The sequence below is a fragment of the Paraburkholderia sp. genome, from assembly GCF_036488505.1.
In the GTDB taxonomy this organism is placed as follows: domain Bacteria; phylum Pseudomonadota; class Gammaproteobacteria; order Burkholderiales; family Burkholderiaceae; genus Paraburkholderia.
This window is the reverse complement of record NZ_DASXHN010000516.1, coordinates 1-17,411: the sequence shown is the minus strand read 5'-3', so window position 1 is coordinate 17,411 and position 17,411 is coordinate 1. Positions and strand designations below refer to the sequence as shown.

General features: G+C 62.8%; 16 protein-coding genes. 9 read left to right on the top strand and 7 right to left on the bottom strand.

What is annotated here, in order from left to right:
* Window positions 1–364 precede the first annotated feature (364 nt).
* Window positions 365–787 (bottom strand): hypothetical protein, encoded by a 423-nt coding sequence (locus tag VGH68_RS29370; protein WP_331607253.1) that lies wholly within the window; start codon window positions 785–787, stop codon window positions 365–367.
* 273 nt (window positions 788–1,060) lie between these two features.
* Between VGH68_RS29370 and VGH68_RS29365 the strand changes: the two genes are divergently transcribed.
* Together VGH68_RS29365 and VGH68_RS29360 are read left to right on the top strand one after the other, a co-directional pair.
* The gene (locus VGH68_RS29365) at window positions 1,061–1,987 is read left to right on the top strand and encodes an ABC transporter ATP-binding protein (RefSeq protein WP_331607252.1); all 927 of its coding nucleotides are present in this window, start codon (window positions 1,061–1,063) and stop codon (window positions 1,985–1,987) included.
* Window positions 1,984–2,745, top strand: coding sequence for an ABC transporter permease (locus VGH68_RS29360; RefSeq protein ID WP_331607251.1), 762 nt, complete (start codon window positions 1,984–1,986; stop codon window positions 2,743–2,745). The genes VGH68_RS29365 and VGH68_RS29360 overlap by 4 nt, the downstream gene beginning before the upstream one ends.
* Before the next feature lie 78 nt (window positions 2,746–2,823).
* Here VGH68_RS29360 and VGH68_RS29355 read toward each other — a convergent pair whose 3' ends face one another.
* On the bottom strand, window positions 2,824–3,825 hold the full coding sequence (locus VGH68_RS29355) for a helix-turn-helix transcriptional regulator (protein ID WP_331607250.1): 1,002 nt from the start codon (window positions 3,823–3,825) through the stop codon (window positions 2,824–2,826).
* 1,179 nt (window positions 3,826–5,004) lie between these two features.
* On the opposite strand from VGH68_RS29355, the gene VGH68_RS29350 reads away from it, so the two are divergent.
* Window positions 5,005–5,430 (top strand): DUF3830 family protein, encoded by a 426-nt coding sequence (locus tag VGH68_RS29350; RefSeq protein WP_331607249.1) that lies wholly within the window; start codon window positions 5,005–5,007, stop codon window positions 5,428–5,430.
* A 130-nt stretch (window positions 5,431–5,560) separates the two neighbouring features.
* Here VGH68_RS29350 and VGH68_RS29345 read toward each other — a convergent pair whose 3' ends face one another.
* The 3 genes from VGH68_RS29345 to shiA all read right to left on the bottom strand — a co-directional run bounded on the left by VGH68_RS29345 (window position 5,561) and on the right by shiA (window position 8,897).
* A complete protein-coding gene (locus VGH68_RS29345) occupies window positions 5,561–5,689 on the bottom strand; it encodes an MFS transporter small subunit (protein WP_331607248.1) in 129 nt (42 codons plus the stop codon).
* Between the two features lie 10 nt (window positions 5,690–5,699).
* Window positions 5,700–7,103, bottom strand: a complete 1,404-nt coding sequence (locus VGH68_RS29340) for an L-lactate MFS transporter (protein WP_331607247.1) — start codon at window positions 7,101–7,103, stop codon at window positions 5,700–5,702.
* 474 nt (window positions 7,104–7,577) lie between these two features.
* Window positions 7,578–8,897, bottom strand: coding sequence for a shikimate transporter (gene shiA, locus VGH68_RS29335; protein WP_331607246.1), 1,320 nt, complete (start codon window positions 8,895–8,897; stop codon window positions 7,578–7,580).
* 398 nt (window positions 8,898–9,295) lie between these two features.
* Between shiA and VGH68_RS29330 the strand changes: the two genes are divergently transcribed.
* From VGH68_RS29330 to VGH68_RS29305, 6 genes are all read left to right on the top strand, one after another.
* Complete coding sequence (locus tag VGH68_RS29330) at window positions 9,296–9,514, top strand: hypothetical protein (RefSeq protein WP_331607245.1); 219 nt, start codon at window positions 9,296–9,298, stop codon at window positions 9,512–9,514.
* The gene (locus VGH68_RS29325) at window positions 9,492–10,211 is read left to right on the top strand and encodes a GntR family transcriptional regulator (protein WP_331607244.1); all 720 of its coding nucleotides are present in this window, start codon (window positions 9,492–9,494) and stop codon (window positions 10,209–10,211) included. Before VGH68_RS29330 ends, VGH68_RS29325 begins: the two co-directional genes overlap by 23 nt.
* Before the next feature lie 486 nt (window positions 10,212–10,697).
* Window positions 10,698–12,461, top strand: coding sequence for a thiamine pyrophosphate-binding protein (locus tag VGH68_RS29320; protein WP_331607243.1), 1,764 nt, complete (start codon window positions 10,698–10,700; stop codon window positions 12,459–12,461).
* Between the two features lie 22 nt (window positions 12,462–12,483).
* Window positions 12,484–13,731 (top strand): formyl-CoA transferase, encoded by a 1,248-nt coding sequence (gene frc, locus VGH68_RS29315; RefSeq protein ID WP_331607242.1) that lies wholly within the window; start codon window positions 12,484–12,486, stop codon window positions 13,729–13,731.
* A gap of 25 nt (window positions 13,732–13,756) precedes the next feature.
* On the top strand, window positions 13,757–14,602 hold the full coding sequence (locus VGH68_RS29310; protein WP_331607241.1) for a fumarylacetoacetate hydrolase family protein: 846 nt from the start codon (window positions 13,757–13,759) through the stop codon (window positions 14,600–14,602).
* A 97-nt stretch (window positions 14,603–14,699) separates the two neighbouring features.
* Window positions 14,700–15,644 (top strand): NAD(P)(+) transhydrogenase (Re/Si-specific) subunit beta, encoded by a 945-nt coding sequence (locus tag VGH68_RS29305; RefSeq protein WP_331607240.1) that lies wholly within the window; start codon window positions 14,700–14,702, stop codon window positions 15,642–15,644.
* 74 nt (window positions 15,645–15,718) lie between these two features.
* On the opposite strand, the gene VGH68_RS29300 is transcribed toward VGH68_RS29305, so the two are convergent.
* Entirely contained in the window at window positions 15,719–16,033 is a 315-nt protein-coding gene (locus VGH68_RS29300; RefSeq protein ID WP_331607239.1) for a hypothetical protein, read from the bottom strand.
* A gap of 96 nt (window positions 16,034–16,129) precedes the next feature.
* A complete protein-coding gene (locus VGH68_RS29295) occupies window positions 16,130–17,077 on the bottom strand; it encodes a LysR family transcriptional regulator (protein WP_331607238.1) in 948 nt (315 codons plus the stop codon).
* Window positions 17,078–17,411 lie beyond the last annotated feature (334 nt).

Below are 17,411 nucleotides of genomic sequence, written 5' to 3'. Positions count from 1 at the left end.
GGCGTGTGGTTAAACACGAAGAAATAAACCATGCCGATCGCTACGGCGACTGTAGCGGCATGTCTGAGCGTGAATCTCATAAGGATTTTGATACTCGGAACGACGCGAACAAAGCGGATGGTAAACGTTACGTCTGGTGGCGGGATTGCCGGTGGTGACCGGAGACACCCGGCGTGAGAAATACAGCGGGAAGTGGCCGCCACGAAGTCGAGCGTAAGCCGGGTATATCGTCCATTCGCGCGAACGCCGCCACTCACAGCGAAAAGACGCTGTCATGCGGCGGTGCAAGGTCAGCGCCGCGAACTGACGGGCGAGGGCGGCGCGACGTTTGCACGCCGCGCCGCCCCACGCGCGCCGACGTCCGTCATTGTCCGTTCTGCGTCGCGCCGTTATTCATACCGGTGCCGCTGCGCGTCGTGTTGTTCATGCGCCCGCCCGTCGGGTTATGGGTCGACGGGCTGTTGGGCGTCGCGCCCGTGCCGGTACCCATGCCGCCGCCGGTGGCCGTTGTGCCCGGCGAGCCGTAGCCGGAACTCCCTGGTGTCTTGACCGACCCAGGACCCACGCCCGGCGTCGCGGTACCACCGGCGCCGCCCATCGTTCCGCCGCCAGCGCCGACCCCGTTGCCGCCGCCACCACCCGCACCCGCACCCGCGGCCCCGCCGCCGGCACCGCCACCGCCCGCGCCACCACCGCCACCCGCGCCGCCGCCGGCCTGCGCATAGACGCCGCCCGACAATGCCATCACGAGCGCGGAAGCAAAAATAGTCTTCGTCATGCGTTTCATGATTCGTCTCCACAAAAAAGGGGTTGAGCCACGTAAGCGCTGTGCCGCTCACGCCCTTTACGGCCGCAAGCACCGTGCCTCGGGCGGCGGCGTTGCGAGCGCCGCGGCGAGGCTCGCCCGTTCCAGCGGGCGGTCGGCAGCGCTCCAACGATGACGGGCACGCCGCTTCCCGCCCCCTGCACGCTTTTGCACTTTCCATTACATTGCGGATGCGGCGCGCGCGGGTGCGCCGTTTCCTTTCATTCAACAGCGGTGTCTGCCATCGTCGAGTCCATGCAGCCAATCGTCTCGGTCACGAATCTGTCGAAAACCTATGCCAGCGGTTTTCAAGCACTGAAGAACATCAATCTGGCGATCCACCCTGGAGAAATTTTCGCGTTGCTCGGCCCCAACGGCGCGGGCAAGACCACGCTCATCAGCATCATCTGCGGGATCGTCAACGCAAGCGAAGGCAGCGTGACGGTGGATGGCTGCGACATCGCGACCGGCTACCGCTCCGCCCGCTCCCTGATCGGCCTCGTGCCCCAGGAGCTGACCACCGATGCGTTCGAAACCGTCTGGGCCACCGTCTCGTTCAGCCGCGGCCTGTTCGGCAAGCCGAAGAACCCGGCCTACATCGAGAAGGTGTTGCGCGACCTGTCGCTATGGGAAAAGCGCAACAACAAGATCATGACGTTGTCGGGCGGCATGAAGCGGCGCGTGCTGATCGCGAAGGCGCTGTCGCACGAACCGCGCGTGCTGTTTCTCGACGAACCGACCGCGGGTGTCGACGTCGAATTGCGGCGCGATATGTGGAAGCTCGTGCGCTCGCTCACCGGCAGCGGCGTGACGGTCATCCTCACCACGCACTACATCGACGAAGCCGAGGAGATGGCCGATCGCATCGGCGTGATCAATGCCGGCGAGATCATGCTGATCGAGGAGAAGGCCGAGCTGATGCGCAAGCTCGGCAAGAAACAGTTGACGCTGCAACTGGAAAGCCCGCTCGACACGCTGCCGGCTTCGCTCGCCGGCTACGCGCTCGCGCTCGCGAAGGGCGGTAACGAGCTGATCTACACGTACGAAGGCGAGGGCGGACGCATCGACATCATCGCGCTGCTGGAAGCGCTCGATGCCGCCGGCATCCGCTTCAAGGACCTGCACACGACGCAGAGTTCGCTCGAGGATATATTCGTCAGTCTGCTGCGGGGGGACCAATGAACGTTTACGCAATGCGCGCGATCTACAAGTTCGAAATGGCGCGCACGTGGCGCACGCTGATGCAAAGCATCATCGCGCCGGTGATTTCCACGTCGCTTTACTTCGTCGTATTCGGCTCGGCGATCGGCTCGCGCATCAAGGAGGTGGACGGCATCAGCTACGGCGCGTTCATCGTGCCGGGGCTCATCATGTTGTCGCTGCTGTCGCAAAGTATCGCGAACGCGTCGTTCGGGATTTACTTTCCGCGCTTTACCGGCACGATCTACGAGCTGTTGTCGGCGCCGGTGTCGTATCTGGAGATCGTCGTCAGCTATGTAGGCGCGGCGGCCACGAAGTCGATCCTGCTCGGGCTCATCATCCTCGCGACCGCGGGGCTGTTCGTGCCGTTGCAGATCATGCATCCGTTCTGGATGGTGCTGTTTCTCGTGCTGACAGCGCTCACGTTCAGCCTGCTCGGCTTCATCATCGGGATCTGGGCCGATAGCTTCGAGAAGCTGCAACTGGTACCGCTTCTGATCGTCACGCCGCTGACCTTTCTCGGCGGCAGCTTCTATTCGGTCAACATGCTGCCGCCGTTCTGGCGCGGCGTCACGCTGTTCAACCCAATCGTCTACCTCGTCAGCGGTTTTCGCTGGAGCTTCTTCGAGCTCGGTGACGTGGACGTCGGTCTGAGCCTCGGCATGACGCTGCTTTTTCTCGCGGTGTTTCTGGTGATCGTCGGCTGGATCTTCAGGACCGGCTACCGGTTGAAGAGTTGATGGTGCGGTGCGAAAGAAGGGCGTGACGGCCTGCGCCGTCACGCCCTTCTTATGCTGGTTCACGCCGCGCGAACCGGGCTACGACACGTACGCCTGCGCGATATTGATCAGCTGCACGCGATTGCGCACGTTGAACAGTTGCCGCAGCCGCCGCAGATGATAGTCGACGTTATGCGGCGACAGTCCGAGGAAATACGCGATTTCCTTATCCCGCTGCCCCTGCACGACCGCTTTCAGCACCGCATGCTGTAGCTTGCTCAGTGCCACGCGCTGCTGCTGCGCGGGCGCGATGCCGATCACGCCCTTTGCGTGCGTCCAGATGAATTCGTGGATCGCATGCGCGAACATCAGCGTTTCCGCAACGATCGATTCGGTCATCCAGCGCGGATTGCCGATCTCCGAGTTGAAGCACAGGCTTGCGCTCAGCTCCGGCTCGGGCAGCGGCATCTGCGTGAGAATCCCGCTCTTGCGGCCGGTGGCCTCCAGCATGTCGATCAGGCCGCCGAGCCGCTCGCCGCGTAGCTGCGCGCGCGAAAGGTCGGCGCGCATATCGATGGTGTTCCACAGAAACGGCAGGCCGGTCGGCGACGCGAGCGCCACGCGCGGATCGAGCTCGAAATAACGCTCGCGGAAATAGCGCGTGAGCCAGCTCTGCGACTCGTAGCTGGTCAGCACGAACATCGTCTTGTGATGCGACGACGTACGCGTGGCCGTGTAGCTGAACGAATCGAAGCCCAGTTGCCCGATGCGCTGGCGCACGAATTCGATGCGGTCCTGCGCGCTGCCGAACCGTCCGAGCGGGCTGATCAGCGGCGCGGCCCGGCGCGCGGCGGCCGACGGCGTGCCGATCTCCTCCTCGGTGAAGAGAGTGAGAAAACCCGTGCGTGCCGCGCTGCTCGCGGCGCGGGAAGACGATTTCGATGCTTCAGCCGCGTGGGCTGACTTCACGGCCTGCCGCATGCTGGCCGGGTAGGCCGGCTGCGCGGATGCCGCTGGTGGGTATGCTGCCGACGCGTGCCCGGCTTCGCCTTGCGGCGAGCCGGTCAGCCACTGCGGCAGCGTATCGCATTCATGTTCCATGAAACGGTAGCTCCGGCGTTCTAAACGCGTGAAAGACGACAACCTCAATGATCAGCGATTTGCTGAAGTGACGGTAGCCGGTTGCTTGCTATCTTTTTCGCGACTTTGCGCTGACAGCAGGCCGGCAATTTCGGTATGGCGGCGTTTCTTCTTTCATCAGGCACCTCCTTCGAAGCGACGTGGTGGCGCGAGTTGCAAAGCTCGCAGCGGCGCTCGCATACGACCGTCACGTGACTGGCCAGTGACTGATGCCGAGCGTGGATCACGCGGGGGCACGTCTCCTGCCGCACTCGCATCTCGAGCCGGTGAGGCAGCAACTGCTCGCAGCGCCCAGTTCGCGGGGCCTCACACTGACGACGCTCGCGAGCGGCGCGGGAGCATCTCGAACGCGACGTGAACGGCCGTTGCGAAAGCGCCGATGTCCGCGTGAACGATCTGTGGTTCGTGCCGCCCGCGCCGGTTTCACGGCGCCGGCAGTCGATCGGCGATGAGCCGCTGCCGACTGTTCACGCGCACATCGGGCGTAGGTTGCTCGACAGCGGCGCGCAACAGACGGGGCGGGATGCGTCGCGCGAACGGTCGCCCGGCGACGCGCCGCGCTTTCACGATCCGCTGATCGCCGCGATGCCTGCCGCGCTGCATCGCGCGGCTCGGACGGCGGATGCCGCGCCGGATTCGCCGGGTGAGCGGCTACCTCCAGGCCAATCTCGCCGACCATCTGGCGATGACACAACTCGCGACGCAGGCGGGGTTCAGCCGCTTTCATATGCGTGGGTGGTTCGCCGCGAGACGGGCGAGACACCGCAGCAGTTCGTTGCGTGTCTGCGGCTCGACCAAGCAGCGAGACTGTCGCGGGCGACGGCTCGCGCCCGCCGAAGGTGGCCGCGCAGCGCCGTGCAAGCCGCTATGGAGCCAGCGCCACGCACTTGCGCAGTGTGCTGTGCATTGCGCGGCTTGCAAACTACGAACTTTCGTGGCGCCGCGCCCGCGCGAGCTGGCACACGCGGCCGCGCACGGGCTGGCAGCCGAACGCCGCGATCACGTCTAACTGGCCCGACTGGAGCACGGGCAACTGTATCTGTCGAAGCCTTGCACCGGACGACAGAATGGCACTCGCGACAATTCATCCCGCCACGTCCGACCGACCATCCTCCAATTCGACACACCGGATATCCCGCGATGACCCGACTCAAAATGACCGCCTGCGGCCATACCTTTATCGCCGAAACTCATCCCGATGCACCGCTGACGGTGGCCGCGTTCCTGAAATTGCTGCCGTATCGGCAGAAGCTGATTCACGTGCGCTGGAGCGGCGAGGGCTGCTGGGTCCCGCTCGGCGATTTCAAGCTCGAGAACGATGGCGTCGCGGTCGGCTTCGAGAATCACACGAGTCATCCGTCGGTCGGCGACATCCTGTTCTATCCGGGCGGCTATAGCGAGACCGAAATCATCCTCGCGTACGGCTCTTGCTGTTTCGCGAGCAAGCTGGGGCAGCTCGCGGGCAATCATTTCCTGACGATCGTCGAAGGCAACGAGAAACTGCGCGAGCTAGGCGTGAAGGTGCTGTGGGAAGGCGCGCAGGACGTGGTGTTCGAGAAAATCTGAGCGGCAGTGGCGGCCCGGCGCGCTGAGCGGCGCCGCCCGGCCAGGCCAATTGAAAAGAGGCCGCGCATGGCGGCCTCGTCGCAAAGTACTTTGCGTTGCGCACCCTGCGCTCGCGCGCGGGTGCGCTATTTCATTTGAACAGTTTCGTCGCCTGCGACAGCGTATTGAACACGCCCCACGCAAGCGGAATCATCACATACAGCCAGAACACGGCGAGTTTCAGCTTGTTGGTCGGATGCTCTGTTTGAACGGTCGACATGTTGATCTCCTCAAGCGCCCTTGGCGACTTGTGCGTCGGTCATGTGGTGTTTTTCATCCACGCGCTTGACCAGCAGGTTGCAGATAAAGCCGATAACGAGCAGCACGGCCATGATGTGCACGGTCATCGTGTACGCATCCGCTTTCGCGACGCCATTCGCAACTTCATATGCGCGGATGTAATTGACCAGCACCGGACCGGCGACGCCGGCCGCGGCCCATGCGGTCAGTAGCCGTCCGTGAATGCCGCCGACGAAGGCGGTGCCGAACATGTCGGCGAGGTAGGCCGGCACCGTCGCGAAACCGCCGCCGTACATCGACAGGATGATGCAGTAGGTGAGCACGAACAGCGCGATCTGGCCGTTCGCCGCGAAGCTAGGCACCAGGTAATAGAGCACCGCGCCGAGCGCGAAGAAGATGTAGTACGTGTTCTTGCGGCCCACCCAGTCCGACGCCGACGCCCACACGAAGCGGCCGCCCATGTTGAAGAGCGACAGCAAGCCGACGAAGCCGGCTGCCGCGCCCGCGGTCACCGTGTTCTTGAAGCTCTCCTGGATCATCACCGACGCCTGGCCGAGAATGCCGATGCCGGCCGTCACGTTCAGGAACAGCACGAGCCAGATCAGATAGAACTGCGGCGTCTTCAACGCCTGATCGATGTGCACGTGGTTGCGCGTGATCATGCGTTTCTGCGCCGCTTCGGGTGGGGTCCAGCCGGCCGGCTTCCAGTCTGCCGGGGGCACGCGGATCGCGAGTGCGCCGATCGTCATCGAGATGAAATAGACGATGCCGAGCACGATGAAAGTCTCGGCGACGCCGACGCTCGTCGCGCTGCGGAAGTGATTCATCAACGCGACCGACAATGGCGCCGCGATCATCGCGCCGCCGCCGAAGCCCATGATCGCCATGCCGGTTGCCATGCCGCGGCGGTCCGGGAACCAGCGGATCAGCGTCGACACCGGCGACACGTAGCCGAGCCCCAGTCCGATGCCGCCGATTACCCCATAGCCGAGATAGAGCAGCACGATCTGATGCAGGTACACGCCGAGCGCGGACACGAGGAAGCCACCGCCGAAACAGCACGCGGCGGTAAACATCGTGCGGCGCGGGCCGACGTGTTCGAGCCATTTGCCGGCGAATGCCGCCGACAAACCAAGGCACACGATCGCGAGCGAGAAGATCCAGCCGAGCGTGGTCAGCGACCAGTCATCGGGCGCGGACTGCGTAATGCCGATCACTTTCGTCAGCGGTGCGTTGAACACCGAGAATGCGTACGCCTGGCCGATGCACAGATGCACGGCGAGCGCAGCGGGGGGAACCATCCAGCGTGAAAAACCGGGTTGCGCGACAGTGGCCTGTTTGGAAAAGAACGGGGCGGAGTGTCGCTGGCCGCCCGGCTCGCTGATGCTGCTCATGGTCGTCTCCTTGAAGGAACCATTCTGTTATCGGCGCTTAAGTACGCTTTTTGTAGGCGGTGTCGTGTAATAAATATAGGTGAGCGCGCCGTTTCTATATGTCGTTATGTTTCATATGATCTGTGCTCATTCACCGGCTACCCGCCTGGCACGACAATAGGACGTGTCGGATCGCTTCGCAATATGAGCTGCGAAGACATAAGGTGCTTTCCTAATGAAAGCAGTTGTCAGCTCGGTGATTGTACAAATCCTGGGAAAGCGCAGCTTCAGTGAGTGGCGGACAGGGTCGCCAAGAGGTTGGCGTTGCGCGTGATGGAGCCGACGCGTTGAGCACGGACAGCAATGCGCGGGCCTGATCGAGCAGGCGAAACGATGGGTCCGACAAGCGTGCGGCCAACGGCAATCGCCAAAAAAGGCCGGCAGCGGATCTCGCCGCGCCGGCCGTCGCGTCGCGAACGGGAGTTGCCAGTAGGCTCAGTCGATCTTGCGTCCGGTCTTCATGCGAGCCGCGACGAGCACCGAGATCAGGCAGCCGATAGCCAGATACGCGGCCACCGGATGCCATGAGCCGCCGGCCAGACCGACCAGCGCGACCGCGATAAACGGCGTGAAGCCGCCGCCGACCACGCTCGCCACCTGATAGCCGACACCCGCGCCGCTATAGCGGTACTCCGTGCCGAACAGTTCGGTAAACATCGGCTGCTGCACGCTGACCACCATGTCGTGTGCGATGTTCGCGAGCATCACCGCGAACACCACGATCCACACCGTCGAACGGGCTTCGAGCGCGACGAAGAACGGCACCGCGCTGAACATGCCGACCAGCGCGCCGGCGATGTACACCCGGCGGCGGCCGAAGCGATCCGCCAGCCATGCGAAGCAGGGAATCGTCACGCAACTGATCGCGCCGACAGCGAAACCGATCGTCAGGAAGAATTCGCGCGGCATGTGCAGGTTGGTCGTCGAATAACTGAGCGCGAACGCGGTGACGATGTACATCGTGAACAGCTCGGCAAGACGCAGCGCGATGATCAGCAGAAATGCCTTCGGATGACGCAGCAGTGCCTCGACAATCGGCAGGCGCACGCGGTGCTCACCATGCTTGCCGACTTTCTCGACGAACTCCTGCGATTCGTCCATGCTCGAGCGGATCCACAGCGCGATCAGCACCAGCACGACGCTGAACAGGAACGGCAGACGCCAGCCCCAGCTCAGGAACGCCGCGTTGTCCATCGAGCGGCTGATCAGCGCGACGAGACCGGTTGACAGCACGAGCCCGACGCCATAGCCGACCTGCACGCCGCTGCTATAGAACGCCTTCTTCTTTTCCGGCGCACTTTCGACCGCCATCAGCGCGGCGCCGCCCCATTCGCCGCCGACTGCGAAGCCCTGGACCGCACGTAGCGTGACGAGCAGTACCGGCGCCCACCAGCCGATCGACGAGAACCCCGGCAACAGACCGATTGCGGCCGTCGACAGGCCCATCATCAGCACGGTCAACACGAGCATGCGCTTGCGCCCGAGCCGGTCGCCATAGTGACCAAACACGAAGCCGCCGAGCGGGCGGAACAGGAAGCCGACGCCGAAAGTGGCGAACGCGGCGAGCGTGCCCATCGCCGGACCGACGTTCGGAAAGAACTCGGCGTTGAACACCAGCGCTGCGACGATGCCGTACAGCAGGAAGTCGTACCAGTCGACCACGGCGCCGATAAAGCTGCCGAGCGCGGCCTTGCGCGCCTGATTGCGCGCATCGAGGGGGGTGGCCACCGAGGCCTCTGGGTGGGTCGTGCTCATCATGTCTCCTGGTTGATCGAAGCGGTGCTTCGGCGCTTGCTGCAGCCCATGCACGAGTGCGCGGTTCTCGCTGGATTGGATTTTTTCGCGACGCCAGCAGGGCGTTGGACGCGTTCGGTCCGCGGCAGGATGTGCCGAAAGCCAATGACGCGACACGAATCTCGCAATCCGCGGAACGCGGAAAACGCGCGATCATCGCACGCCCGGGGGCCTGAGCGCGCACTTTGCGTGTTTACACCGAGGGCGGTGAATAGGCGCTTCCGGCGTCGCTGCCGCGTGCTAGCTTTAGGGGCGAACTCCCGACACAATAGGTGCTGATATACTACATACCGAATATTGAAAAATGCGGCGGCGCAGCATATGATGGCGGAAGTCATCCTCAATCGTTGGAGTTACACGTGGAATTGGTGCCGCTCGCGCTGTTTGCCGTCGCTGTGATCGTTTTGGGCTCTGCCGCAACTGTTCTGCTGACTGACTCGATCCCTGAGCCGCTCGCGGAATGTGCATCGCAACATGGCCGCTTCGCCGGCCTTGGCGAGTGCGGCAAAGCGGCGTCGGCGCCGAATCGTGCGCATGTTCAAGCAGAGGCGATGAATGTCGTCAGAACTTCAAACTGAAACAGTGGCCACTCCCCTGACCCTGTCCCTCCAGCCGATCGGCGCGAGCGGCAGCTTGCGCGATCAGGCGTATGCGATGCTGCGTCAGGCCATCGCCGACGCGGATATCTACGAGAATCGCGAAGCGATCCGTCTGGACGAGCGGGTGCTCAGCGAATCGCTGGGCGTGAGCCGCACGCCGGTGCGCGAAGCGATGACGCTGCTCGAGCAGGAAGGTTTCCTGCGCATGGTGCCGCGGCGCGGCATCTACATCGTACGCAAGAGCAAGCGTGAAATCGTCGAGATGATTCAGATGTGGGCCGCGCTCGAAAGCATGGCCGCGCGGCTTGCCACACTGCATGCGACAGACGAGGAAATCGGCCGTCTGCGGCACATGTTCGATAACTTCCGCGACACAACGCCGGCCGAACATATCGCCGAGTATTCCGATGCGAACATCGCATTCCATCAGGCGATCGTCGAGCTGTCGAAGTCACAGATCATCCTCGACACCATCAAGAACATCTTCATCCACGTGCGCGCGATCCGGCGCATGACCATTTCGCAGAGTGACCGGGCGGCGCGTTCGATCGCCGATCATCTGCGCATCATCGAGGCGCTCGAACAGCGCGATACCGAACTCGCGGAGCGGCTCACGCGCCAGCATTCACTCGATCTGGCGGCCTTCGTCGAAGCCAATTGCGACTTTCTCGATTGAGGACGCCGTAGGCCGGGTAGCCGGCCCAGACGATACGATGGATTGTTGAAAGCCCGCAGTGTGTAAAGCACTGCGGGTTTTTTTTCGCCGGAAGTGTGAGCGCCGCCGCGCCGCGAGGCCGTTCCGACCAGCGAGTGAGCTGGTGCACGCCCCGCGCTAGGGGGTAAACCGCGCTTGACGGTCGGTGAAATGTGGTATGTGATATATCAAGAGCGACGCGGTGAGGGATGAGTTGGTGTTTTCCCTCGGAACGACTATCGAAATAACCGTGATTTCCAGCGCAGACCGGCGCCGGGCAAGCCTCAGCAGCATAGACCGTTAAGCCGGCGTCCGTGGAAGCCCGCCTTGATCACGACTGATATATCACATACCGTATGTGGCAAAGGCGAACGGGATGTCGGGACAACCGGACGCACAGCGAAGCAGGCGCGTCCGTCTAGAACCGTTGCGCAGTGATCGACCAGTATCCCGACACAGGAGACGACGATGTCAGCAGTTGTTTCATCCGTGAGCCCCGCCACGGGCAGCACGACCGCCGATGACACGCTCAAGCAGAAGACCCGCGACGCCAACGTTGTGTCGGGTGGTCACCTGGTCGCGAAGGCGCTGAAAAACGAGGGGGTCGACACGATCTTCACGCTGTGTGGCGGCCACATCATCGATATCTACGACGGCTGCGTCGACGAGGGGATCCGCATCATCGACGTGCGCCACGAGCAGGTCGCCGCGCATGCGGCCGACGGCTACGCGCGTCAGACCGGCAAGCTCGGCTGCGTGGTCACGACCGCCGGCCCCGGCTGCATGAATGCGGTCACCGGCATCGCCACCGCATTCCGCTCGGAGAGTCCGGTCCTGCATATCGGGGGCCAGGGGGCGCTGTCGCAGCACAAGATGGGTTCGCTGCAAGATCTGCCGCACGTAGACGTCATGGCGCCGATTACCAAATTCTCAGCCAGCGTGTCGAGCACCGAGCGCGTCGCGGACATGATCTCGATGGCCGCGCGTGAGTGCTTTAACGGCGCGCCCGGTCCGTCCTACCTCGAAATCCCGCGCGACGTGCTCGATCGCGAAGTCGACGCGACGCGCGCGATCGTGCCGCAAGCGGGCCACTATCGCGCGTCGACGAAATCGATCGGCGATCCGCGCGACATCGAGAAACTCGCGGACATTCTCGTCGACGCCGAACGTCCGGCGATTCTTTACGGGCAGCAGGTGTGGACCGCGCGCGGCCATGAAGAAGCGATCGCGCTGCTGCGCGGCATCGAGATTCCCGGCTATTTCAACGGTGCGAGCCGCGGGCTATTGCCGCCGGGGGACCCGAATCACTTCGACCGTACGCGTTCGCAGGCCTTTGCGAATGCCGACGTGCTGATCGTCGTCGGCACGCCGTTCGATTTCCGCATGGGCTACGGCAAACGCATCAGCAAGCAACTGACGCTGGTGCAGATCGATATGGACTACCGCACGGTGGGCAAGAATCGCGATATCGATCTGGGCCTCGTCGGCGATCCGGGTGCGATTCTCGCCGCGGTGCTGCAGGCCGCGAGCGGCCGGCTCAAGGACGACAAGCGTCAGGCGCGCCGCAAGTGGATCGCGCAGTTGCGCGATGCCGAAGCGAGCGCGACCGAAAAACTGATGCCGCTGTTCCGCTCCGATAGCACGCCGATTCACCCGTATCGCGTTGCCTACGAACTCAACGAATTCCTCTCCGACGACACTGTGTATATCGGCGACGGCGGCGACGTCGTGACGATTTCCGCGCAGGCGGTGCGTCCGCGCCGCCCCGGGCAATGGATGGACCCTGGCGCGCTCGGCTCGCTCGGCGTCGGTACCGGCTTCGCGCTTGCGGCGAAGCTCGCGCATCCGCACAAGGAAGTGCTGTGCTATTACGGCGACGGCTCGTTCGGCATGACCGCATTCGACATGGAAACCGCGAACCGCTTCGGCGCGCCGTACCTCGCGGTGATCGGCAACAACTCGGCGATGAACCAGATCCGCTACGGCCAGCTTGCCAAATACGGCGAAGAGCGCGGCAACGTCGGCAATCTGCTCAGTGACGTGCCGTTCAGCAAATTCGCCGAGATGCTCGGCGGCCACGGCGAGGAAGTGCGCGACCCCGCGCAGATCGCCGGCGCATTGCAGCGGGCGCGCGAAGCGATTCATCGCACCGGCCGCTCGGCGGTGGTCAATATCTGGGTCGACCCGCGCGAATACGCGCCGGGCACGAAGAACCAGACCATGTACAAGTAACGCATCCTTCAGGAGAAACGACATGGCGAAGGCACTCGATGGTGTACGCATCCTCGATTTCACGCACGTGCAATCGGGACCGACCTGCACGCAGCTGCTTGCGTGGTTCGGCGCGGACGTGATCAAGGTGGAGCGGGCAGGCGCGGGCGACATCACGCGCGAGCAGCTACGCGATATTCCCGACGTGGACAGCCTCTACTTCACGATGCTCAATCACAACAAGCGTTCGATCACGATCGATACGAAGAATCCCGAAGGCAAACAGGTACTCGAAGCGCTGATTCGCAAGTGCGACGTGCTGGTGGAGAACTTTGCGCCCGGTGCGCTCGATCGCATGGGTTTTACGTGGGAACGGATTCAGGAGCTCAATCCGCGCATGATCGTCGCGTCGGTCAAGGGCTTCGGCCCCGGTCCGTACGAGGACTGCAAAGTGTATGAAAACGTTGCGCAATGCGCGGGCGGCGCGGCGTCGACGACCGGTTTCGACGACGGGCCGCCGGTCGTGACCGGCGCGCAAATCGGCGACAGCGGCACGGGCCTGCATCTCGCGCTCGGCATCGTCACCGCGCTCTATCAGCGCACCCATAGCGGGCGCGGCCAGCGCGTGCTCGCCGCGATGCAGGACGGCGTGCTCAATCTGTGCCGCGTGAAGCTGCGCGATCAGCAGCGGCTCGATCGCACTGGCGTGATGAAGGAGTATCCGCAATATCCGAACGGCGAGTTCGGCGAGGCGGTGCCGCGCGCGGGCAATGCGTCGGGCGGCGGGCAGCCGGGCTGGATCCTGAAGTGCAAAGGCTGGGAGACCGACCCGAACGCGTACATCTACTTCATCACGCAGGCGCCCGTGTGGACGAAGATCTGCAATGTGATCGGCAAGGAGGAATGGGCCACGCACCCCGACTATGCGACCGCGCCCGCGCGGCTGCCGCGTCTGAAGGAGATCTTCGCCGAAATCGAGCGCTGGACGATGACCAAGACCAAGTTCGAGGCGATGGAGATTCTCAACAAGCACGACATTCCGTGCGGCCCGATCCTGTCGATGAAGGAAATCGCCGCCGAGCCGTCGCTGCGTAAAACCGGCACGATCGTCGAAGTCGATCATCCGACGCGCGGCAAGTACCTGACGGTGGGCAATCCGATCAAACTGTCCGACAGCCCGACCGACGTCAAGCGCTCGCCGTTGCTCGGCGAACACACCGATGAAGTGATGGCCGAACTCGGGTATTCGCCCGAGCAGATCAGCGCATTGCGCTCGGCCGGTGCGATCTAGCAGCGCGGCGCGCAAGGAGCGACGTATGGATACGTGGATGCGGTTCAGGTCGAGCGACGGCGGTATCGTGTTCGGCCGTGTCGAAGGCGCTTATCTGCACGAGTACCAGAGTCTCGAGCAGCCGGTGCCGACCGGCGCGGTGCTGTCGATGCGGGCATTGACGCCGCTGGCGCCGTGCGCGCCCGGCAAGGTCGTCGCGCTGTGGAACAACTATCACGCGCTCGCGGCGAAGCTCGAAAAACCCGTGCCCACGCATCCGCTCTTTCTGCTGAAGCCGGCGGCCTCGGTGATCGGCGCGGGCGAGCCGATCCGCAGGCCGCGCCATTACGCGGGCAAGATCGTCTACGAGGGCGAACTCGGCATCGTGATCGGCAAGCGTTGCCGCGACATCGACATAGGAGAGGCCGAGGCGGCGATTTTCGGTTACACGCTGATCAACGACGTGACTGCCGCCGATCTGTTGAATGAGAATCCGCATTTTCCTCAGTGGTGCCGCGCCAAAGGTTTCGATACTTTCTGCTGTATCGGGCCGGCCATCGTGTCCGGTTTCGAGTGGCGCCACGCGCATCTCGTCACGACGCTGGACGGCGTCGAGCGGCAGAACTATCCGCTCGCCGATATGGTTTTTTCGCCCGCCGAGCAGGTGAGCCTGATCTCGCAGGACCTGACACTCGAACCGGGCGATGTGATTGCGTGCGGAACGTCGCTCGGTGTCGGCTCGATCAAGGACGGCGCAACGGTGTCGATCACGATCGACGGCATCGGCACGCTGACCAATGCGTTGACGAATACGTTGAACGCCGCAGCGCCGGATCAAGCGTCGAAAGCTGTCGTGCAGCAACGGTTGAGCGATACCACGAACGCCGTCTGAGCGCGCGGCCAGACCGCGCGCCCGGTTCGGCCCCGTGCCGATGCATCGCATTCACGGAGGATCACGCATGCCGCAAGCCTGTGGGAGTGCCGGGTGGATGAGCGTCTGCTTGCCGGTCGCGGTGGCCATTGCCGCCGCGTGGCTGGCGGTGCTGATGGTGGCGTTGGTCGCAATCGGGCAGCGGCAGTTCAAATGGCGCTCGATACATCGGTGCTACTGGTGTGCGAGTGCGTTGTCCGCGGTATTCGTGGCGATGCTCGCGGCGGGTCTCGGTGCGAGCATTCATGTGATCGAAGCGGCCGTCGCCGGTAGCATGCTTGGCGCATGGCGCGCGCGCGGCTGCAACCTGCCGCGCCGGCCGTGGCTCGCCGCGTTGCTCGGCAGCGCCATGGGTTTCGCTGTCGTGTCGATTGGTGTGGCGCACTACCTGTCGGCGGCGTTGCGCGCGAACACCGAGCGCATCGAGCTCTATGCGGCAGTGTTCATCGGCGCGCTGATCTTCGCGACTTCGTCCGTTGCGTTCTGCAAGCTGCGCGGAACACTGCGACTCGCTACGGTTGCGCGGCCCGGCCATCACATCGTCAATCTGTTCGCGATGCTGCTATGCGGCTGGCTCGGCTACAGTTTCGTCACCGAGCAGGCCCCGCCTGCCGGACTCGCCGCATTGCTCGCCATGAGCGCGCTGGCCGCCGCGATGGGCGCGCATCTGACATTGAGCCGCGGTTATGCGGGCGGTCATTCGGGCGGTCATGCTGATACCGCGGAAGGCGACGCTTGCGCGTTGCACATTCATGCGTTCGCCGCGCGCAGCGATGGCCTGATCGCCGTCACACTCGCGGGCGAGCGTGGTTGGCTATCTGACATCGAGTGGCACGGCGGAGATGAGCCAGCGTGGGTTTTGCGGGATGCCGGCCCTCGCGCGATGCGCACGAGTGCTTATGCGCATCGTCGCGGGCTGCGCGACGGCAGACGCGGCAATGGCCGTCAGCGCGAATGCACGCTCAGGCAGCCGGCTCCTGTGACGACACGGCGCTCATCATGAATGCACAGCTAAGTCACCTAAACAGCGCGTACGGCGGGGCAATCGTCCCGCCGCTCGACTCTTCGCGGATGCGTTCAATCGCCCGTAGCCGCGAATTCGCTGTAGTACTGGGCTTTTCTTTGCAGGATCAGTTGCGACAGAAAGTCGGCGTCGTACGCGCTGTGCAAATGACTGTGATAGCGCTCGATGTACGCGGTAATGCGCGCCAATTCGCCAGTGAATTCTTTCAGCATATCGAGCGTGGCGCGATCCCAGCGAAAGCGCAGACCCAGGTCGCTGAATGCCGCGTTGTAGGCGCTCAGATGCGCGTCGTCGGGGTGATCTGCGCGATCCGCGCTTGTGCGCATGTTGCGCGTGCCGAGCCGGGACTCGACCGGAGCGTGGTTCATGATGGGCCTCCTGGGCTGACAAGTGAGAGAACTCGCTTGCAGCATAGAAGCGCCGATGGATTTGCAATAGTTAAAGTTTTATTGGGTTTTCATAGCCTATGGCTTATGCACGCTCAGTTCCCTCACGCGGGTGATCTTCTCTATCAGGTCCGCGCCTTCCTCCATCAGGAAGCGTTTGAACGCAACCGCGACCGGCGGCAGTCGCTTGTTCTTCCGATGCACGACATACCAGTTCAGCATGACCGGAAAGCTCTCGACATCGAGTACGGTCAGGTGACCCAACTGCAATTCGAGGCTGATCGTATGCGCGGACAGGAATGCAATGCCCATTCCGGCAATCACTGCCTGCTTGATCGTCTCGGTACTTTTGATCTCCATTGCAATTTTCAGGTTGGACAGACGTCCGGCAAAGCCTTCTTCCATCGAATTCCACGTGTCCGAGCCGCGCTCGCGCACGATAAACGCTTCGTTCGCCAACTGGCTGAATCTGATGTTGCGCTTGTGTGCAAGCGGATGCTTGGGCGCCGCGACGATCACGTACGGATGCGGCGCAAACGGCTCGTTGGTCGCGTCGGTTTCATGTGGCGGACGCACCATGACCGCGAGGTCGGTCTGGTTGGTCGCGAGTTGATGCAGCAGTTCCTCGCGGTTGTGGACCGCGAGATTGAGATCGACACCCGAGTAACGGCGCGTGAATTCGGCCAGCAGCCGCGGAAAGAAGTAGTCTCCCGCGCTAATGACCGCAACATTGAGCTTGCCGCCGGAGACGCCCTTCAACTGACTCATGGCTTCGTCGACTTCATGGAACTGCTGCATGATCGAGCGGCTGTAGTGCAGCATTTCGGTGCCGGCCGGCGTCAGATAGATTTTTTTGCCGAGCTGCTCGAACAGAGGCAGCCCGGCATGGTCTTCCAGTTGTCGGACCTGAGTGGATACGGCGGGCTGCGTGAGATGCAATTCCTCGGCGGCGCGCGAAAAACTCAGGTGTCGCGCGACCGTTTCAAAGACCTTCAGTTGCCGCAGAGTCGCATTGCGCATCGTCATGGCCGATGTATAAGCAAATGTGAATCGACATAATAACAAACTTTAATTATTAGTAATTCAGCAATGACCCTAGCATGGTTCTGTATAAGAAAGCGGAATTGGCGCTGCAATAGTCCGCAAAGCACCTGGGTTTACGCCTGGGTGCCAGATCTGATGGTGGATTCAAATAATAGGTTCAGAGGCAAATCGGCCATTCAGACTGCCCGCATGCCCGGTTAATTGATCGGAATAAAGAAATTTCCGGAAAATTGATGATTTAAGCAATCGGAATTTAAAGAAGTAGCCTGCAGACGCAACTATTAAATTTTCCCGAATCGCCAGGCTTTTCGGGTCA

Bases quoted from the DNA above. Each gene is read 5' to 3' on its own strand.
- shiA (WP_331607246.1), bottom strand. From the start codon at position 8,897: ATGAGCACGACCCACCCAGAGGCCTCGGTGGCCACCCCCCTCGATGCG.
- VGH68_RS29325 (WP_331607244.1), top strand. From the start codon at position 9,492: ATGTCGTCAGAACTTCAAACTGAAACAGTGGCCACTCCCCTGACCCTG.
- VGH68_RS29365 (WP_331607252.1), top strand. From the start codon at position 1,061: ATGCAGCCAATCGTCTCGGTCACGAATCTGTCGAAAACCTATGCCAGC.
- VGH68_RS29310 (WP_331607241.1), top strand. From the start codon at position 13,757: ATGGATACGTGGATGCGGTTCAGGTCGAGCGACGGCGGTATCGTGTTC.
- VGH68_RS29370 (WP_331607253.1), bottom strand. From the start codon at position 787: ATGAAACGCATGACGAAGACTATTTTTGCTTCCGCGCTCGTGATGGCA.
- frc (WP_331607242.1), top strand. From the start codon at position 12,484: ATGGCGAAGGCACTCGATGGTGTACGCATCCTCGATTTCACGCACGTG.
- VGH68_RS29320 (WP_331607243.1), top strand. From the start codon at position 10,698: ATGTCAGCAGTTGTTTCATCCGTGAGCCCCGCCACGGGCAGCACGACC.
- VGH68_RS29345 (WP_331607248.1), bottom strand. From the start codon at position 5,689: ATGTCGACCGTTCAAACAGAGCATCCGACCAACAAGCTGAAACTCGCC.
- VGH68_RS29300 (WP_331607239.1), bottom strand. From the start codon at position 16,033: ATGAACCACGCTCCGGTCGAGTCCCGGCTCGGCACGCGCAACATGCGC.
- VGH68_RS29305 (WP_331607240.1), top strand. From the start codon at position 14,700: ATGAGCGTCTGCTTGCCGGTCGCGGTGGCCATTGCCGCCGCGTGGCTG.
- VGH68_RS29340 (WP_331607247.1), bottom strand. From the start codon at position 7,103: ATGAGCAGCATCAGCGAGCCGGGCGGCCAGCGACACTCCGCCCCGTTC.
- VGH68_RS29360 (WP_331607251.1), top strand. From the start codon at position 1,984: ATGAACGTTTACGCAATGCGCGCGATCTACAAGTTCGAAATGGCGCGC.
- VGH68_RS29350 (WP_331607249.1), top strand. From the start codon at position 5,005: ATGACCCGACTCAAAATGACCGCCTGCGGCCATACCTTTATCGCCGAA.
- VGH68_RS29295 (WP_331607238.1), bottom strand. From the start codon at position 17,077: ATGACGATGCGCAATGCGACTCTGCGGCAACTGAAGGTCTTTGAAACG.
- VGH68_RS29355 (WP_331607250.1), bottom strand. From the start codon at position 3,825: ATGGAACATGAATGCGATACGCTGCCGCAGTGGCTGACCGGCTCGCCG.